The following is an 18862-nucleotide window of genomic DNA, read 5'->3' as shown; positions in this document are numbered from 1 at the left end:
AGATTTCCACAAAATAAACAAGGTCTAAAAGCAAGTCTTTATCATGTAGATAAAGGTGGATATGTCTAGACCTTTTTGATTGAAACCTTTCTTAAGTACGATTCGTATTAGATAAAAAGTGACGAACAATTTGTGAATGATAACCTTTCAAGGAGTGGGTGTGTATGAAAGAATGGTGGAACAAAATGAAGGGAAAACGAAGAATGAGAAGAAATGGTCGCGACACTTACACGTTTACGGATTTTATTTTTGATTTGCTCTTTTATATCCCTGAATTAATTTTATTGCCGTTTAGAATGATTTACTGGTTTGTAAGAGGCATAGGAAAAGTGCTGGACAGCATATTTGATATTATTTAAGACTTAGTCCCTACTAAACACGTTGAAGAATTATCAAACAAAGAGACACAAGAGGAGCATGGCCTGCGCCCTCTCGCTGATTTGATGACAAGCTTTCATGATGTAGCAACTTTTTCCATTTCAAATTAGTTCAGGATCTTATCGAATACTTGTGAGGAATCACGAATAGCAACACCTTTTGTACCCAAATATTTTAAAGACTTTTCTCGCTTTGAGTCACTGACACTTGCTACTGCATCTCCTACTACTGTTACAGTGAACTTCCTCCGAATTGAGTCGAGTGCAGTCGCCGCTACACAACCTTCTGCAAACAAGCCAACAATAACGATATTCTTAACTTCTTTAGCTTTTAAATATGAAACAAGTTCCGAATTGCTGAATGCATTCGATTTGTTTTTTGCAAAATAATGATTATTCACCCTTACTAATCTCTCATCTAGTTCAGCCCCTTCACTGCCTTTTAATGCCGATTTTTTTGTTAAAAAATTTGCAATAACTTGTTTAGGTTCAAATTCATTCCCTACATACACCACAGGGATTCCTATACTATCAGCTTGCGCAATCATCCTATTAACTTTTTCTAACATCGGTTCAATCTGATGTTTTGCCACAGGCATCCGAGCGTTATCACTAATAAACCCTTTTTGAATATCAAGTACGAGTATCGCTACATCCATTTACTATTCCTCCTCCTTGCTCCAGTCACACTTATCTAGAAATTCTTTCCCAATCTGTTTCACTAATTACATAATATATTCTTAAGAATCGAAGAATATCCTCCTCATTCCCTCTAAACGTGTTTGGTGAATTTTTGTGAACTGAAATCCATCAAAATTGCCTTAAGATCGAGATTCTTGTTTAGTAAATATCGATAAAAAAAACCCTACAAGATTAATCACCTTGTAGGGTTCTATGTTAATTTTCTTCTACTTCTTTACGATTCTTCTTAAATAGTTTTGACAATACCTCGTAAACGATTGGAACAATAATTAACGTTAGTAACGTTGAGCTAGTTAATCCACCGATTACCGTAATGCCTAGTCCTTTGGAGATCAAGCCGCCTCCGCCGTTTCCGATTGCTAATGGAATTAATGCACCAATGGTTGCAATAGCTGTCATTAAAATCGGACGAAGACGTGTTGCTCCTGCTTCTAGAATAGCTTCACGCATGCTCAATCCATCGCGTTCCATATGAATGATTCGGTCAACAAGGACAATTGCGTTTGTAACGACAATCCCGATTAACATCAAGAGACCCATCATAACCGATACGGATATCGTTTCACCGGCAATTAATAGACCCACGAATGAACCAATCACCGCAAATGGTAACGAGAATAATATCGCAAATGGTGCAAGTCCTTCACCAAATGTCACAACTAAGATAAAGTACACGATGGCAATGGCAGCAATCATCGCAATCCCAAGCTGTGTAAAGGTTTCGTTCATATCCGCTGCAACCCCAGCGACACCCACTCTTACTCCTTTAGGAAGGTCAAGCTCTTCAATAGCCTCATCGACTTCTGATGTCGCTTTAGAGATATCCTCCCCAATGATCTTACCAGAAACCGTAGCATGGTACTCCCCTTCACTACGCGCAAGGGTGTTTAATGTTGTTCCTTTTTTAACGGTAACAAGCTCAGAAAGTGCCATTGTCTGCCCTGTTGCCGTTGGAACTGGTGTTTCTAGGAGCTCATCAATGGTTTTTGGTTTTGCAGTTTGTTCTTGTTGAACAATGACGTCCAATGTGTCTCCATCTTTTTCAATGGTTGTCAACACATCTTGTGTTGGTGATGAGCTTAACATCATGACGATTTGCCCTGTTGTTAACCCATATTGTAATAATTCATCTTGTTCTACATTAAAGACATACTCTACGTAAGCATCTTCTGCACTTGAAGAAATATCTTCAAGGCCGTCATTTTCGGTCATAACACCTTCTATCATTTTCACTGCTTCGTTTAACTTATCTAAATCTTCACTGTAGAAGGTATAGCTAACCTCATCTGTTGCCATTGACATCGATGAGAAGTTCTGGCTCTTCCATTCACCTGATTGACCAATATTGAACACATAGTCTTCTACCTCTTCACGAGCTTCTGGGAAATCTTCCATTTCAGAATCAAAGATGAGGTAAAGTAAAGCACCGTTAGAACCTCCGCCCATCATCGCTGCCATTGGATCTCCACTTTCTGTTACAGAAAGCTGAACGATGTCAATATCCTTACGTTTTAGTAACTCCTCTTCGACAACCGTAACATTTTCTAACGTTTCATCCTTTAACTCTCCGGTTCCAGGCGTATACGTTAAATACATAACTTTTTCTTCTTCACTACCCAAGAAACTAAAGCCAATTAACGGAGTAAGCCCTACGCTTCCGACTAGCAATACTACTGCTAACAGAGAGGTAATCACTTTATGATTTAATGTCCACTTAAGAATCTTTTTATAACCATTCGCTAGTTTGCCTTGTTCTTTATGGCTACTTTCCGTTTTTTCGCTGTACAATTTCTTTTTAAATAAGAAATGAGACAATGCCGGAACGATGGTAATCGCTACAAGCAATGAAGCACCAAGAGCAAAGGTCATGGTCAAAGCAAATGGCATAAATAATTCTCCAACCATCCCGCCAACGAAAATGAGTGGCGCAAACACCGCAACCGTTACTAAGGTTGAAGATAAAATTGGTTTAAACATTTCAATGGTCGCTTCACGAACTAATGCGCGCCCAGTAAGCTTTTCTTCTTTTAAATGTAAACGTCGATATATATTTTCGACAACAACAATGGAATCATCGATTACCCGCCCAATTGCAACGGTAATCGCACCAAGTGTCATGATATTTAATGTGATATCTAACCAGTTTAATAGCAATAAAGCCATAAAAATAGAAACTGGGATTGAAACAATTGAAATAATAGTAGATTTAAAGTCACGAAGGAACAATAGAATAATTAAAACAGCGATTAAGCCACCAAATACGGCTTTTTCAACCATTGTATTAACAGACTCTTCGATTGGCTCCCCTTGGTCGAGTGAAATATCAACGACAAGTCCGTCAATTTTCGCTTCTTCTTCTTCAACTAATTCTTTCACCGCATTAACAACATCAACGGTGTTCTCTTGCTGACCTTTTACGATTTGAATCGCAATTGCGTCTTTCCCATTTGTCCTTGAAACAGACTTTACTTTTCCTACTGCTTCAATTTGAGCGATCTCACTAAGTTTTACAAATGGAACTGGGCTAGCTTCTGATGGGGTGACAGGAATGAGCATGTCTTTTAGCTCATCAATTGTCATGAACTTCCCGTCAACTGCAACAGCTTGCTCGCCTTCTTCAAACTCATAAAGCCCCAGGGATACGGCCATGTTACTTCCCTGTATCATTTGCTCGACCGTTTCTTTCGTAACACCAAGCTCGGTCATTTTCGCTTCGTTATACGTGAAGTCTACTTCTTCAAGATGCTGTCCGGTGATGGTTGCAGACGCAACCCCATCGATCTTTTCAATTTTCGGTAATAAAAGTTCATTCACTGTAGAAGTAAGTTCCACAATGTCTTCCGTTTCACTACTTACACTCAAAGCCACAACTGGCATCATGTTCATGCTGATGGCTGTAATAATCGGTTCTTGGGCATCCTCTGGCAATGTTACATTATCCAGAGCGGATTCTAGCTCACGTTTTTTCTCATCCATGTCAACGCCATATTCATATTCTACTTGAATACTAGACATATTGGATGATGAGTTAGAAAAAACAGCTTTCACATCTTCAAGACCTTCTACTGCTTTTTCAATCGGGATGGATACTTCATCCATTACTTTCTCTGGTGTGGCTCCAGGATAAACATCCATGACCATTAAGTAAGGAATTGAAATATCGGGAATTGTTTCTGTTTTCATTTGTGTTGCTGAGTAAACTCCTGATACAGTTATAATGATTGTTAACAACCAAACTGCTAATTTATTTTTCAGGACAAAATTAACTAAACCTTTCACAATGACACCTACCTTAATTGACTAATATGACTCAGATATTTATACTAATGACTAGGCGGTCATTTGTCAAACGTTTTAACCTAGGAGAGATTAAGAAAATGGTAAAAAAACAATTAATCATGGAAAAATCCCTGGAGCTCTTTGCGGAACAAGGTTTTGAAGCAACCTCCGTTCAACAAATCACGAAGCGTTGTGGCATATCAAAAGGAGCTTTTTACTTGTCCTTTAAGTCGAAAGAAGAACTGATTTTAGCCTTAATTGACCAGTTTATGGAGCAATTTTTATCCAATATTGACTACACGGTCAGAAATGCTAAAAATAATGAGAATCTTCTATATGACTTCTACTATATAAGCTTTGCATCGTTTAATAAATATTCGAATTTCGCAAAGATTTTCATGAAAGAACAAGCCCATTCGGTTAATAATGAAATGTTCACGAAATTACATTATTATTATCAATTACACGAGAAAGCCATCCTCGCTATGGTTGAGAAATTATATGGTGATGAGGTAAATGAGATTAAATATGATCTGGTGTATTGCATAAAAAGTTTTATGAGAACATACACAGAATTACTTTTATTTTCAAACACGCTTCCAGACTTGGAAACGTTGGCTCAATCCCTTGCTGAGAAGACGAATATATTAGCTAAACACATGACAATTCCCTATGTCACCCATGGGTTTGTTCCTTTGTTCACTCACCCACAGAATGAAGAAGGAACAAAGGAAGAAATCATCCGATTTATTGACCAAAGTCTCGAAGAAGTAGAAGAATCAATCGAGAAAGAATCTTTAGTTTTACTAAAAGAAGAACTGCTCACCCCAACCTTAAGCCAAGCACTTATAAAAGGTTTAATTGAAAATATCCGTAATCATCCACAATGTATATGGACGGCCTACTTACTGCGGAACTATTACAATTTCTAACCTAGGTGAAAAGAAAAACACACACCTTCCATTTTTCATATGAAAGGTGTGACTTTTTCAGCTATCCATGAACGCATATTATGTTCACCTGCTTTATAAAGAATTGCCATTATGCCGTTGCTAATCTAGATAGGTATACATATATTTTACCGTAATGGTAAATTAGTTTTGGACCTCTTTGGAACGGGAAAGAACTGACTGTTAGATCATAAAGGTGGTATCTAAATGAAAAAGAATTTTCATATGGTGATAGTAGGTGGGGATGTCCGACAAATTGAAGTGGCAAAAATCATTCGTGAAAAAGGTGCAAAGGTTTCGTTGGTTGGTTTCACTCAAGTATCAGATGACAGCTTCGAGATGATAAAATGTGGCTTTCAAGAGATTGATTATTCTCAAGTTGATGCCATCCTTGTCCCGGTTTCTGGGCTTGACCATGATGGGAAGGTCGAAGCCCGTTATTCCGATGAAGAGATTTCACTCACGAAGAAACATCTTGAAAACACACCTGACCACTGTGTCATTTATACCGGGGTAAAGACCCCCTACTTAACAAAATTAATGGAGACCACAGGAAGAAAAGTTGTCCCCATGTTTGCAAGAGATGATATGGCCATTCTTAATTCCATCCCAACAGCAGAAGGGACGTTAAAGATAGCCATTGAACATACAGACTTCATGATTCACGGATCAAAGGTCATGGTCCTTGGCTATGGCAGAGTAGGAAAAACGATTGCTCGTCTTTTCGCTGCTGTTGGAGCTAAAGTACTTGTCGGAGCAAGGAAAGAAGCCGATTTAGCCCGTATCATTGAAGTTGGCCTTACTCCCTTCCAGCTTAAAGACCTCAGAGATGAAGTGAATCATGTAGATATCTGTATTAATACCATTCCTCATATGGTGCTCACACCAGAAGTCCTTGATAAAATGAATCGTGACTCCCTTATCATCGATGTCGCATCTAAGCCTGGCGGGACCGATTTTGAGTATGCAAAAGAAAAAGGGATAAAGGCCTTATTGGAATTAGGAATCCCTGGAAAAGTGGCACCAAAGTCAGCAGGAGCAATTATTGCAAAGGTGCTTATTGATTTATTGGAGACAGAATTCAGCTAGCAGGTTACTATTTTTTCGCTAGCTATTGGCTTGGCGAACTACGTTTGGTTGCACAAATAGAGCTTAGGAGTTTCCTAAGCTCTTTGTTGTTTTATCCATAATATGAATGGGGACTTTACATTTTTTGAATCATTTCCACTCTATTACCGAATGGGTCTCTGAACTCAAAACGTTCAAACCCTGGTATTGGTATTCCGTCAATGATTACAATATTGTTTTGTGCTAACACTTTTCTCCAGTATGATAAATCTTCAACCCGATATGCTAAGTGGGCTTTTGTAGTTAATCGATCAAACCCATCTTCCGTACCTATATGGACGTCGCAATCCCCGACTTCTACCCAAAATCCTCCACGCCCCTTGAGTGATTCAGGCTTTTCTTTCTCAGGTAATCCAAGAACTCCGCAATAAAAACTTTTCCCTTCTACCTCAGCACCTTTTGGAATTGTGATCTGAGCGTGATGTAAACCTAGAATCATTTAAATCTTACTCCTTTCCATCCTTATTATTCAATTAAAGACTAACTAGCTAAAAACCTCTTTAAGCCTTCACAATTTTCTCAAAAAGAGTTCACAAATTCGCAATAGAATCATGGATTGAAAATTTGTGTTTTTCTATATAATAAGAGTATGGAAGCGGTTACTTTATCGTTGGATAAAATAAAAATCCTAATTAAGGGGTGTTGAACAATGGAATACAAGGAAGTAAGAGATTTCTTAGAAGAAATGAAACAGAACTTAGAAAATAAAGTCCAGGACAAAAACCTTTCACCAGAGGAAAGGGAAGAAATTAAAAAGTCGATTGTTAACTATGACTATATCATTGAATTAACCGATATGAATCATTATGAACGTGGTTCTATTAATCAGTAAAAAAACAAAAAAAGCTGTAGCAACTGAATGCCTAGATCATCCATCAAGGACCGCTTATAAATCTCTAGGCGTTCTGTTATTTTCTTGTTTTTAGGAACGTTCATGAAGATTGAATTCATGGATGTTATGATTCTTTAACCCTTCCCATTAGGACAGTATTATAATAATTTCCATCTGAAAGGAACTTGTCCTTCTTTAAAACTCCTTCTTTTTCAAAACCATATTTTTTATAAAGCATGATAGCTTTTTCATTCGTTTCAAGCACATTTAAGGTAATTTTTTTCACCTTGTTTGCATCAGCCCATTTTATCGATTCTTTTAACAAGTTGGAACCTATTCCATAGCCCCAGAAATCCTTTAGCACACAGACCCCAAATTCTACTTTATGAGAGAACCTTTTCAACTGACTCCCCTGACACCTTGAAAAGCCCACAATCCTTCCGTTTGCTTCACAAACTAAAAAAAGATTAAAGGAACTTGCTGTGTCCTCTTTGATTAATTGTTTAAAACCTGCTTCATCTATGTATGCTTCCCCTTGTTCTCTATCCATGTTTTCTGTTTCTCCATCTATTTGCAAACGTACTTCAGACAAGTCTTTTGCATCAGCTTCTTTTGCTGACCTTATCCTATAACTTAAATGGCGAAATTGAAACTCCGTGGGATTTATTCTTATGACAACTACCTCCTTTATTAAATTGAGAGTAATAGAATGGTTGCTTTATTCTACCCGAAATTGCATAACAACCATACAATTAACCTCGTTCTATCATTTAATCTTATTGAGAATAATCTATTGCTTCACTTATTTCGCTCATAAAAGGTTATTTCCCTTCTATCTTTTTGTCATGAATACCCATCATTCTCCATAAAAAATAATAAGAAGCTTTAGATGGAGGGTTTATTATGGGACGGAAATATCACTTGGATCCTGGTTATGTGACCATTCCAGAGGCAGCAAACATCGTAAAAGGAATGCTAGGCATTACCAACGAAGATGACCACACTCACTACAAAAAAATTTTAAGAGGCGCTAAGAAAAAATGGTTTGGTGGAAAAATGCACGGCAAACGCATGTTTCAAGTTCGTCGCGTCGACATCATTCTATATGGCGAAGAGCTTTTAGAGGCTGAAAAGTTTAATCTCTTTACCTTCGATCTTGCAGCCCACCAGAATCAGGGATTGCACGACCATGGCCAAGCTTAAAAAGAGGGATCATTTTATTGCTTTATATAATTGCATTAAAATGATCCCAATGTTTTAACCTGTTGCCCACTCTTACCTCAATAATCAGCTAGTCGACACTTCTTTCAACCAGCGTTTTATTTTCCACAACACTTCTTATACTTTTTCCCACTTCCGCAAGGGCATGGATCATTTCGCCCTACTTTGGTTTCGTTATGTACTGGCACACTCTGCAGCATCTTCCCTTGCTCACTTCCACTCCGAAAGTCCAACTCCCGCTCCATAGCTACTTTTCTCCACTCCTCAAGGTCAGGGTGTTCTAACCCCAAGATAGCAAAGTAGCTATAGACTGCTTGTTCGATATCCACAAGACCCGAGAAATACTCTTTCTCCATATGTTCACGGATTTCCGGTAAAGCCTGTTCCGAAAATTGGTGGCATAATGCCTCAATAAGGAGATCCTGACTGTCCTCTTCTTCCACCTGATGATAGGCTTCTCGTAACGCTTCAACAGCTAAGTCGGATTTAATATTTTCAACAACTGAAGCAGCAAAGATGATGGATTCGTCCTTTAATAAATATGGTTTAACCTCTTTTACTACCTCATCTGATTGAAAACGAATTAAAGCAACCGAGACTTCATCTAATAAGACATCGTCATCCCGGTCCAATAGACAGGCTAATGTTGGGATAAACTGCTCCAATTTTAATCTACCAATCATATAAACGTTCAAGATTCCGTCAAAAGAAAACGAAGGTTCTTTTAATTCAGCTTGGATAACTGCTTCAATCTCACGTTCTGTTACCCAACCCTTTGTAACCATCCATGCTGCCACTTGTTTAGCTTTTACGAATGCATCATGTTGGAATTCAACTGCACGGTCTAGTGTATTTACTAGTTTCTGGTACTCTGCATACACCATTTCTTTTGTTCCATTAGCCAACAACTCATACAAAGCCCATTTATCAGCATTCATGTAGTTTTCAAGGTCGGGCTTATATTTTAGGGCCAGCTTCGGTTCAATTTGGTTAAGCAAGTCTATGGCTAAATGTGTTTTAGACTTGTCCATCCCTGGGATAGAATGAATCAAAATCTGTATCGCTTCTTCATTGAGAGGATGGTTAGCTATGTAAACCAAAATGGATAATTGCTTTTCCTTGTTATGAAAAGCTTCTTTTACTAATGCATTTACATTTTCCTCAGACAAATAAGGAAAATCATGTATGGCATGAAGAACCACTTCCTGGATTAACACATCGTCGCTTATTAAATGTGGCTTAATTCTTTCGATAAAATTCATTTAGACAATTCCCTTCACTAGGTATTACGTGAATCACTTTCTACATTGTACTTCAGTTTAATAGTAGGTGAAAGTTTTGCTTCCTTTATTTCAATTTCAAAGCTCCTAAGTAAGTATAGGAAAATAACCTGCAGCAGAAGCTAAGTAAAATATAACCAAAAAGGAGAATGTTTATGTCTAAAGTTCTAACCATCCTGTCCTTTTTAACAATGCTAAACATAAACTTTCTATTTCCCTTTTCACTGACTGAACCTATTAAAGGAATCTATTTAACCTCAAAGTCAGTAAGCACCACAGATAAATTTAACGAACTTACTTCCTTGGTCGATAACACAGGACTAAATACGATGGTCATTGATGTAAAAGATGATGAAGGAAAGATTACCTATGATTCTGAATTACCTCTCGTCAATGAAATTCAAAGTGACAAAAATGCCCCTATAAAAGATTTAGCATCTGTCGTACAAACCCTCAAGGAAAAAAACATCTATACCATCGCAAGAATTGTGGTATTTAAGGACCCTTATCTGGCAAAGAAAAAATCAGAGTGGGCGATAAAGAGCAAAAACCGCACACTATGGAAAGATAAAAGTGGAATCATGTGGGTGGACCCTCATCGTCAGGAAGTATGGGATTATTCAATCTCCATTGCTCAAGAAGTCAGCAAGTTCGGTTTTGATGAAGTTCAATGGGATTATGTTCGCTTCCCAGACTACAAAAACATTGATAAAGAAGTAAGCTTTGCTTCTTCGCCTTTTCCAACAAAAGAAGCAGCCATTGGAGGATTTTTACAGTATGCTTACTCAAAAGTGAAAACACCTAACCTAACGATTTCTGCCGATGTGTTTGGGTTGACGACTTCCGTAAAAGACGATATGGGAATTGGGCAAAAATGGGAAACGATGACTCAACATGTTGATGTTATCTCGCCAATGATGTATCCGTCACACTATGCCAAGGGAACCTATGGAATTGCCAATCCGGAAGCAAGTCCTTATCAACTAATCAAGAAGGGACTACAAGATGCGATTGCTAAGAACCATGAAGTTCAATCCCAGGGAAAACCCGTTGCTAAAATTAGGCCTTGGTATCAAGACTTTGATATGAGAATTCCTTACAGAATAAAAGAAGTACAAGACCAGATTCGTGCTGGAAACGAACTTGGAATTACCGAGTATCTATTATGGAATGCAGGAAATACCTACACATTTTCACGGAATGCTAGTAAAAGGTAAGGACATCCCTTCTGCTAACCAACTTTATGGTGCCTAACTCAGCTTATCGGAGTGGAAATAAAATCCCTACCTTTAACAGAGACCAAACAAAAAGAAGGAAAACCTAGGTGAAAATTTTAGGGTTCCTTCTTTTACAATGCTTTTTCTTTTTCAAGTAACCTAATGATTTCTTTGTTTTGTTCAATTTGTTTTTCACTATTTTTCTTAAGCTGATAAATCCATATTAAAAGAAGAACAAATGAAACAGGTACTGCAATTGTAAACAGCAAAGAGATTAAGCCTAATGCACTTGGTGCTACCATGAAATTCCCTCCCTTACCAAAACTTTTTCATAAAAAAACCTTGCTCATCGTAAAGAATACCGACCATTTTTTTGAAACACTTCAAAGGAGGCGACAGTTTATCCTGTATATTCCAAACCGAGCATAGGCGAATTAAAAGAGCAAAAAGAACAAGAAGACAGGATAAATAGGTTTCACTGATTCCGTACTTAATAAGGCGGACCTGAATGTTCAGCAGATATGCCTCTTATCCCCAGATGCTACTCATCATCCTCTAAATCTTCTTGTTGCTTTTGTCTTAATCGATAAACATAATGGCACGGGATATAACCGCAAATAAATATGATCGCACCTATTAATCCCCCATCACCATATCCAAAATTCGGAGTAATGGAAGTAAGGTAGGCGACTACTAAAGCAATCAAAATTAAAACCACTACACTGATCATCAAAGATTTTTTAGGATCTTTCATCTTTGTTTCGTGTTCAACGCTAACACTCATCGTCATGTACGCATAAACAACTGATGTTAACATAAAAACTAGCCAAAGTGGATTTTGTCGCATCCCCTCAACACCGCCTTGAGCTAGCTCATACCCGAGAATACCTAAGATCCCGATGGTTTGTACGATGTAGGTTATTTTTATATTTTGTAAGTTTCTTAGAACCAGTCGCTCATCACTAATTTTTTTCATTCGAACTCCTCCTTCTCCACCCAAAATAAGTCATCCAATTTTCCATGCACAGCATAACAAATCTGTAAGCACAGCTTCAACGAAGGATTATATTTTCCTTTTTCAATCAAACTAACAGTCTGCCTTGTAATCCCTACTTCATCAGCAAGCTGTTGCTGAGTTAAATCTGCTTTTATCCGTGCCACCTTTACATTATTTTTCATTCCATACCCTCCACTTAAAATGTAACATATACATTCCATAATGTAAAATATAAATTACATCAAAATTCTCATTCTACAAGAAAAAGCAGGAGAACCATTTCCCCTGCTCCCCCTTACTTTTTTACACTATGAAGCATGTCTGGAAAATTCGTAAACATTCCAGTAACACCCCAATTAATGAGCTGTTGCATTCTTCCTTTTTCATTAACAGTGTAAGGGTATAGTTCCAGCCCGTTTCCGACTACCTTTTGAACATATTCCTGTGTTAAGTATTGATGGTTAAGTCCAATCCCTTTGGCATATTCCCTAATGTTTGCAATTTCCTCATCCGTTATCATCGCATTTGACTTATAAGACAATAATTGAACAAGGGGAATGGATGGATCTAATTTCTTCATTTTCTTTAAACTTTTAGGACTAAAGGATTCAACTATTAGTGTATCCTTATCAATCTTATATTCATTAACAAGACGCAATAATGTTATTTCCATCCCTGGATAAACCTCTGGTGATTTGGTTTCAATGTAATAGCGCTTATTTTTTCCAAAGGTTTGAAAAACCTCCCAGAGCGTCGGAACTTTTACCCCTCTATATTCCGGATTTGCAAATTGAGGATACTGCTCATTAAACCAACTCCCCGCATCGAGTTTCTTCATTTCAGCAAGCGTCATCTCATTCACTAAGCCGGTCCCATTTGTCGTGCGATCAACACTATCATCATGCATGGCAATTAACTGACCATCTTTCGTCATTTGCAAATCTACTTCAATATAGTCCCCATGCATGTTCTCCCCCATTTGATAGGAAACAAGGGTATGTTCTGGAGCATGTCCAGAAGCACCACGATGCGGAATATTCACAATATCCTTTGCAAAGGCCACCTCTCCCTCAACAACAAATAGACATATCCCCAACACGAGAATCCCTACTACTTGCACCCACTTTGCTATCAATTCCGTCACTCCAATCGTAAAATCATTTCCTACGATTTCAGGATAGCTAGAGAAGGGTAAAGCCTGTTTACAATCAGTAAACAGGCTTTACCCTTCATAAATATGTTCATTATATCCCAAACTACAAAAGAACATGCAGGAGATTAGTTACAAGACGGTCCTTCTGTTAAGGTCTGTATCCGTAAGAAAATGAAAACATAAAACTAAAAAAAACAAATAGGGTAATTGCCGGTATAATACTCACTAAAACAAGAATTTTAGCCAACTTGGTTCGTGCCCGAAGAAACCACTTAATATAAATGAAAACAAGAATCCCAACCAACGGCCAGAATAGATACCCCGTTATCGTGCTCACCCATCCTGAATTTTGATCCCAATATGCTTCTGGAACAGGAAGGACGTCCTCGTATTCCTTATCAATCGTATTCTTAACTGTGATGAATCGATAAGCAACGACCAAATAATAACCAACAATAATGCCTTTGACCCACCAATAGAGATATTTATTAAAAAGCACAATCATAAAAATAATTGCCAAAGTGACGAAAAAACCTGTATACTGTTGCATTCGAGATTTCCCCCTTATAGTAAAAAAGACGGCGATGGTTATAAGCCTTTATCTACCTTTTTCTCTTTTCAAAAATCCCCATCAACAAAGCTATGAGTCCACCTAAGAAAAAAATCGGGAACAAGATGAGCATTAACCCCATTGCTGCAAATCCATCGCCAACACTTACTCCATACCAAATCCCAATTAACCACGAGAAAAATGGAGCTACAGCTATCATAAACGTAATTCCCCAAACGATTTTTTTCCTTTTGACTGATTTCCCCACGCTTTGTTGAAACCCGATTGCCACACCTACTATTAAAATGAAAAGTGCTACTCCAATCGCCACATTAACATCCCCTTTCGGAGGCAAGGGACATTCCCTTACATTCACCTCCTTTATAGAAGCATAAGGTACGTCCCTTTACTCACTAGTTTCATTGTTTGGTAGCTGAATTTCTTTTACATCTGTTCCATCCATATTCATTACATAAAGATGATAAGCTGAATCTCGTTTTGCAAACTGTTTGTCGACCATAAAATAAATCTGGTTCCGACGAATGACAGGATTAGCGGTATATTCCTTTAGGTTTGTCAGCTGTTCTTCCTGTTTTGTCTCTAAATTGTATTTATACAATTCATATTGAAAGGTATCACCAGAATCAACATTCCCTATGGATTGGAAAACAATTTCTTTGTTATTTGGAACCATCGTAAAATCAAAAATATCGACTTCTCGATTAGGGTCGCTAACAACCATTCGTTTACTTGGTTCTTCCAAAGGAATCTCAAAAATCCGCTGATGAACCTCAAAGCTTTCCTCTGGAGTGGTATCTGCAACTTCATCCATTGTGACAAACACGGATTTATTATCTGGTGCAATCTGAAGAGAATGCATCGAGTATTCTTTCATTTCTGTATGCTGTAAATGTTTGTCATCCCCAAAGCGATACTCATGAACATCGAAATCATGGGGGCGCTTACTGGCAATTGGTGAATAATTCTGGAATACTCCTGCCATTAAATAGAACAAGGATTCCTCATTATCCGAAAACTCGATTTCCGTAATCGCAGAAGCAAATGAGAATAGCTCTTGGTTATCCTTCGTTTCAAGATTAACTTGATAAACAGTGCTTTTCAGTGTCTCTTCTAAATCTTTATTCGTAGAAATATAGGTAATTGTTGATCCATCTGCTGAAAAAGTTGGATCCAATATATATTTGTCATTTTCCAATTCTACTGCTTTTTCAACACCCGATTGTTCAGGATGATATACCCGAATCTCTGGTTTTCCGTCTGAATAGTAAACGTAAGCGATGGTTCCCTCATCACTTACATCGTAAAATCCCGTTAACCCATTCAGTTTCTCATCCTCACTTTTATTAAAAAACATACCTACAACCGATAAAATAATCGTAACAAAGACGAGGAATCCTACTATCCAAATAATATTTTTCTTTTTCATTAATAATCTCCTAACGGTAAAAAACTACCAGTAAGATAGAAAGATTGATTACTATAGATACGAAGGCTAAAAAATAGGCCATTCGTTTATGCTTTTGAATAAACTTCATTTGTCCATAATACAGACAGATCCATACACATAACGGCAAACTCGTGAGAATCATGGAGGGATGAAACCCACCAAACAGCATCAATCCTGCGCCAATAAAAAATAGAAAAAAGCCAATTGTCACCATTCCTAGTATAAAATTTAACTGATGAAGTCTTTTAGACTCTTTCCCTAACACCTTTTGGGATTTGCTCTCATAAATCGTTGTTTGATAAACCAGGACAAGGGATAACAGAATGATCACCCAGTTCGCAATAGCTATTGCTAATTGAGCTGGATGTTCCAGTGCTGAAACTATGCTATACCCAAAAAGGCTTGTGAAAATATGGATGATGAATAGCGTATTTAGCCATCGCCTTCGATTTAATAGAGGAATTTGGTTTAATGCAATTAGGAAAAAGGTCGTACTCACCACCATTGACACAAGGAGCCATCCAATATATGCATTTCCATCATGAAATAAGGACAATAAATAGAGACTGATTGTGTAAAGGATACAGCCAATTGACAGGGTTAAGATTAATTCCTTTCGAAATGGATAGATCGATTGCTGGATTTGTCCTCCAATATCTTCTTCTATCCCAAAAAGCTCCATCGCTTTCAGTTCAGCCTCGTTTTCACTCATTCCTTGGCTCATCAGTTCTTCTCTCGACAGCTCGAGGTGAACCATCAATTCTTCGAATAAGTCATCTTTTTCATCATTCGTACAATCTGTTTGTGAGACAATCTTTTCAACATAAGCTTCAAACTTAGATTTCACCTAATCCCTCCGAACTCCTTTTAACCAAGTTCTGAATTAACGAGAAATTCTTTTGCTTTCTTTCAAGCTCCTCTATCCCTAAATCCGTAATTTTATAGTATTTACGCCTTCCATTTGCTGTTTCACTCCAATAGGAACTCACCCACATTTTCTTTTCAATTCGTTTTAAAGCCGGGTATAAGGTCCCTTCGCTCATTTCATAACTACCATCGCTTAATTGTTTTAGCATTTTGGTAATTTCATACCCATACAAATCACGTTGGGCCAACAAAGACAACAACAGCAAATCAATACTGCCTTTCATCATTTCCTTATCCATTCAGAAGCACCTCGTTTGATATTTATAATCCATCCATAACCGATGGAATAACAGTCCCATCCGTTGTTTGTACTTTTAAAGGCTCCTTGATCTCATCTAACCCAATCATGATATAAGGAATCTCGTCCTTATTTTCCGATTCAATCATTTTCACCGTAATCTCTGTTGAACCCCACTTACTAACCTTTTCTACTTCGATGTCTTTTCCCCTATATTCTTTCCCTAAAATAAGCGTTACCTGTTTCATCCCTTCAGAAATGGTGGATATACGGTAATGACTCTGTAGCTCCTCTTCCTCATTCTGTTCTTTAGAAGGAGCTGCTCCTTCTTCAATAATCCAATATCCTTCATCGAAATACATGTTAAGACCAATCGTCCCAAAAAGGATGAGAGGCAATAGAACTAGCCCCAACCTATCGAAAATGTTCAACGGTTTTTTCTTCACTTTGCCTAGAAATGGTAAGACCATTACGCCTCCAAGGCCAGCAAGGAAGATTCCTACTGCTAAAATCCCATATGCCATCCCCTCAAACCCACCAATCATGAACATCCCGTATATGGTAACCAACACAGCTGCTAAAACCGTTATGATTGGAGCCAAATAATACTTGCCACTTCTTTTCAATAAAATAAGTGTAAATAAAAGGATGATAACCCCGAAAAAGAATCCCACTGAAACAATCATAGTTAAACTCCTCTCCTCCCAACACTTAAAATTGTAATACGATGTACCTCGTAATACAAGGTTAAAGTCAAAAAATAGAGAAAGAAATTTCTTGCTATTCTTCCTTTTATCATTACTATCGCCTTTTAGTTTATTAATTTCAAGGAGTGCATCACATATTCAATAATAACCATTCGTTTCATGTTTTCTGTGTTTGATTCTTTATTAGAAAATGATCACTAAAAATCACTCTTGGACATCATTATGTTTTTTTAGGATCTTATGATGACAGATAAGTTGGAGGAGATGACGGACGGATCGTTAGTGTTGTTATAGCTCTTCAAGCTCACTCTGAGCACACCCGAGAATATTATATTTTATGCATGCTGTCCAAACCACCTCCCTACTCCCTATAAGGATAAAAAGTACGAATGCTTTTGCCATCAGGGCTCAAATACATTTCAAGCTTATATGGCGTGCCATTAAATGAAATATAATGAGGGGCATCTTCCGGAAACAAAGCTCGGATTGTCCCCAATGCCAAAATACCTTCCGGACTAGTGCCAATAAAAAATCCACATCGACTTTTTGATATTTTTACAAAATGCTTTTTCTCCATATCAAAGGCTTTCAAACGGTAACCAGCTGTTATGATATACGGGGTACCAGGTTCTCGTGTATATGGTAAGTTATCTTTCATTTCGATTTGGTCGATATGAAGGTGATTTAGCTTACCATTTTCTTCTAGCCAATATTTGTACCAAAAATGATGACCTAATAGCAATTTCCTTTTTTGTTCACCAACAAATACATGCTCAAAGCCGGAAATGTCTCTCCCACTTTCCAAATCAAACTTTCGGAACCACAATTGCTGTAAATAGGTAAACCATTGCAGATCATTAAATGTTTTATTCAACTTTTCCTCAACGAATCTCCTTGCTAATTGAATAGGTGGAGATTGAATGATGGTTGTTAAAAATTCTTTTACTTCGCTAAATTCTTTCCTCGTTTCTTTTTCTCGACTATACTGGTTCAATGTATAATTATCGAACAGTTTTTCGACCAGTTGATAGCTCCGTCTCTTCCCTTCTGGAATATGCACGTCCTTCAGAACCCGATGCTCTGGTGACCGAATGTCATGATCCACTACAACGTACCCTTTGGAACTATCCCTAGTTTCTTCAGGTAAAATGGGGATAACTCCGTTGCTTTGCATATCCACCTCCCATACTTTTTGATATATGTCCAAATCAGCTCCCTCCTTTTTCATGTCATGGTATTTAAGAAACAACATTTATGAGTTATGTTTTAAGAGCGTCTATCTAACAAACCAGACTTTATTCTATTCTTTGCAAAAGGTCATTTTTTAATAAATTCCACATTCTAGGGAACCTTTACCAAGTATCAGTATCATCATGAATTCAATTTTAAATGTTGTCAATTTTATTAATCCTAAGTATATTTTCTGCAATGAAAACAGTATTAGATAAAGAAGAAGTAGATGATGGTTTGTTAACCTATTCATTTCGTCAATTTAGGGTATATCATGAATTATGAAGCGGGTTACTTCCAGATTCCTTCTTCTATTTCGGCTTCATCGACCTTATGAAGCGGGTTTTTGCCAAGTTTCTTCTTCGATTTCGGCTTCATCATTTTTATGAAGTGGAAAGTTCCCATAATCCATACTAAATATAGCAGTTTCATCAGTCTGATGAAACTGAGCCCTCACGCATCAGCACTTAGCATCAGAAAACATACCCACGTTCGGTTATCTACAGTTAGAAAATACCGATTATTGTTATTACCACAAACCAAAAAGAACAGCCGATAATCAGCTGTTCTTTCATTTTGCCTGGCAACGTCCTACTCTCACAGGGG

22 protein-coding genes are annotated in these 18862 nt (G+C 37.6%); 6 read left to right on the top strand and 16 right to left on the bottom strand.

Features of this window, described 5'->3' with window-relative positions:
• Positions 1–164: 164 nt before the first annotated feature.
• The gene (locus H0185_RS22925; protein ID WP_221875829.1) at positions 165–359 is read left to right on the top strand and encodes a hypothetical protein; all 195 of its coding nucleotides are present in this window, start codon (positions 165–167) and stop codon (positions 357–359) included.
• A gap of 125 nt (positions 360–484) precedes the next feature.
• Here H0185_RS22925 and H0185_RS22920 read toward each other — a convergent pair whose 3' ends face one another.
• On the bottom strand, positions 485–1036 hold the full coding sequence (locus H0185_RS22920; RefSeq protein ID WP_221875828.1) for a cysteine hydrolase family protein: 552 nt from the start codon (positions 1034–1036) through the stop codon (positions 485–487).
• Positions 1037–1274: 238 nt separating this feature from the next.
• The gene (locus H0185_RS22915) at positions 1275–4358 is read right to left on the bottom strand and encodes an efflux RND transporter permease subunit (RefSeq protein WP_221875827.1); all 3084 of its coding nucleotides are present in this window, start codon (positions 4356–4358) and stop codon (positions 1275–1277) included.
• A 98-nt stretch (positions 4359–4456) separates the two neighbouring features.
• On the opposite strand from H0185_RS22915, the gene H0185_RS22910 reads away from it, so the two are divergent.
• Both H0185_RS22910 and dpaA read left to right on the top strand, forming a co-directional pair.
• On the top strand, positions 4457–5290 hold the full coding sequence (locus H0185_RS22910) for a TetR/AcrR family transcriptional regulator (RefSeq protein WP_221875825.1): 834 nt from the start codon (positions 4457–4459) through the stop codon (positions 5288–5290).
• A gap of 225 nt (positions 5291–5515) precedes the next feature.
• Positions 5516–6397 (top strand): dipicolinic acid synthetase subunit A, encoded by an 882-nt coding sequence (gene dpaA, locus H0185_RS22905; RefSeq protein WP_221875823.1) that lies wholly within the window; start codon positions 5516–5518, stop codon positions 6395–6397.
• Positions 6398–6512: 115 nt separating this feature from the next.
• Here dpaA and H0185_RS22900 read toward each other — a convergent pair whose 3' ends face one another.
• Complete coding sequence (locus tag H0185_RS22900; protein ID WP_221875821.1) at positions 6513–6875, bottom strand: VOC family protein; 363 nt, start codon at positions 6873–6875, stop codon at positions 6513–6515.
• Between the two features lie 210 nt (positions 6876–7085).
• On the opposite strand from H0185_RS22900, the gene H0185_RS22895 reads away from it, so the two are divergent.
• Positions 7086–7268, top strand: a complete 183-nt coding sequence (locus H0185_RS22895; protein WP_221875819.1) for a DUF3896 family protein — start codon at positions 7086–7088, stop codon at positions 7266–7268.
• 124 nt (positions 7269–7392) lie between these two features.
• Here the strand turns inward: H0185_RS22895 and H0185_RS22890 are convergent, their stop codons facing one another.
• Entirely contained in the window at positions 7393–7941 is a 549-nt protein-coding gene (locus tag H0185_RS22890) for a GNAT family N-acetyltransferase (protein WP_221875911.1), read from the bottom strand.
• A gap of 230 nt (positions 7942–8171) precedes the next feature.
• On the opposite strand from H0185_RS22890, the gene H0185_RS22885 reads away from it, so the two are divergent.
• The gene (locus tag H0185_RS22885; RefSeq protein ID WP_221875817.1) at positions 8172–8471 is read left to right on the top strand and encodes a hypothetical protein; all 300 of its coding nucleotides are present in this window, start codon (positions 8172–8174) and stop codon (positions 8469–8471) included.
• A gap of 116 nt (positions 8472–8587) precedes the next feature.
• On the opposite strand, the gene H0185_RS24400 is transcribed toward H0185_RS22885, so the two are convergent.
• Entirely contained in the window at positions 8588–9751 is a 1164-nt protein-coding gene (locus tag H0185_RS24400; RefSeq protein WP_221875815.1) for a YecA family protein, read from the bottom strand.
• A gap of 173 nt (positions 9752–9924) precedes the next feature.
• Between H0185_RS24400 and H0185_RS22875 the strand changes: the two genes are divergently transcribed.
• Positions 9925–10986 carry a putative glycoside hydrolase gene (locus H0185_RS22875; protein ID WP_246629387.1) on the top strand — a complete coding sequence of 354 codons (1062 nt, stop codon included), beginning with the start codon at positions 9925–9927 and terminating at the stop codon, positions 10984–10986.
• A gap of 131 nt (positions 10987–11117) precedes the next feature.
• Here the strand turns inward: H0185_RS22875 and H0185_RS22870 are convergent, their stop codons facing one another.
• The 11 genes from H0185_RS22870 to H0185_RS22820 all read right to left on the bottom strand — a co-directional run bounded on the left by H0185_RS22870 (position 11118) and on the right by H0185_RS22820 (position 18233).
• Positions 11118–11288: a hypothetical protein gene (locus H0185_RS22870; protein WP_221875912.1), complete on the bottom strand. Its 171-nt coding sequence runs from the start codon at positions 11286–11288 to the stop codon at positions 11118–11120.
• 239 nt (positions 11289–11527) lie between these two features.
• Positions 11528–11962: a hypothetical protein gene (locus H0185_RS22865; RefSeq protein ID WP_221875813.1), complete on the bottom strand. Its 435-nt coding sequence runs from the start codon at positions 11960–11962 to the stop codon at positions 11528–11530.
• Entirely contained in the window at positions 11959–12165 is a 207-nt protein-coding gene (locus H0185_RS22860; protein ID WP_221875811.1) for a helix-turn-helix transcriptional regulator, read from the bottom strand. The genes H0185_RS22865 and H0185_RS22860 overlap by 4 nt, the downstream gene beginning before the upstream one ends.
• Positions 12166–12278: 113 nt before the next feature.
• Positions 12279–13118: a glycerophosphodiester phosphodiesterase gene (locus tag H0185_RS22855; protein WP_425515843.1), complete on the bottom strand. Its 840-nt coding sequence runs from the start codon at positions 13116–13118 to the stop codon at positions 12279–12281.
• Positions 13119–13284: 166 nt separating this feature from the next.
• On the bottom strand, positions 13285–13686 hold the full coding sequence (locus H0185_RS22850) for a hypothetical protein (RefSeq protein WP_221875809.1): 402 nt from the start codon (positions 13684–13686) through the stop codon (positions 13285–13287).
• A gap of 52 nt (positions 13687–13738) precedes the next feature.
• The gene (locus H0185_RS22845; RefSeq protein WP_221875807.1) at positions 13739–14017 is read right to left on the bottom strand and encodes a hypothetical protein; all 279 of its coding nucleotides are present in this window, start codon (positions 14015–14017) and stop codon (positions 13739–13741) included.
• A 75-nt stretch (positions 14018–14092) separates the two neighbouring features.
• Positions 14093–15133, bottom strand: a complete 1041-nt coding sequence (locus tag H0185_RS22840; protein WP_221875806.1) for a TolB-like translocation protein — start codon at positions 15131–15133, stop codon at positions 14093–14095.
• Positions 15134–15143: 10 nt separating this feature from the next.
• Entirely contained in the window at positions 15144–16001 is an 858-nt protein-coding gene (locus H0185_RS22835) for a permease prefix domain 1-containing protein (protein WP_221875804.1), read from the bottom strand.
• Positions 15991–16320: a PadR family transcriptional regulator gene (locus H0185_RS22830; RefSeq protein ID WP_221875802.1), complete on the bottom strand. Its 330-nt coding sequence runs from the start codon at positions 16318–16320 to the stop codon at positions 15991–15993. The genes H0185_RS22835 and H0185_RS22830 overlap by 11 nt, the downstream gene beginning before the upstream one ends.
• 22 nt (positions 16321–16342) lie before the next feature.
• Positions 16343–17005 (bottom strand): YesK-like family protein, encoded by a 663-nt coding sequence (locus H0185_RS22825; protein ID WP_221875800.1) that lies wholly within the window; start codon positions 17003–17005, stop codon positions 16343–16345.
• Between the two features lie 382 nt (positions 17006–17387).
• On the bottom strand, positions 17388–18233 hold the full coding sequence (locus tag H0185_RS22820; RefSeq protein WP_221875798.1) for a hypothetical protein: 846 nt from the start codon (positions 18231–18233) through the stop codon (positions 17388–17390).
• Between the last annotated feature and the right edge of the window lie 629 nt (positions 18234–18862).

Origin of the sequence: Mesobacillus maritimus (genome assembly GCF_019749255.1) — a bacterium.
Taxonomy (GTDB): domain Bacteria; phylum Bacillota; class Bacilli; order Bacillales; family Cytobacillaceae; genus Mesobacillus_B; species Mesobacillus_B maritimus_A.
Note: the sequence above shows the minus strand (reverse complement) of the source record. Positions and strands in the feature narration are given on the sequence as shown.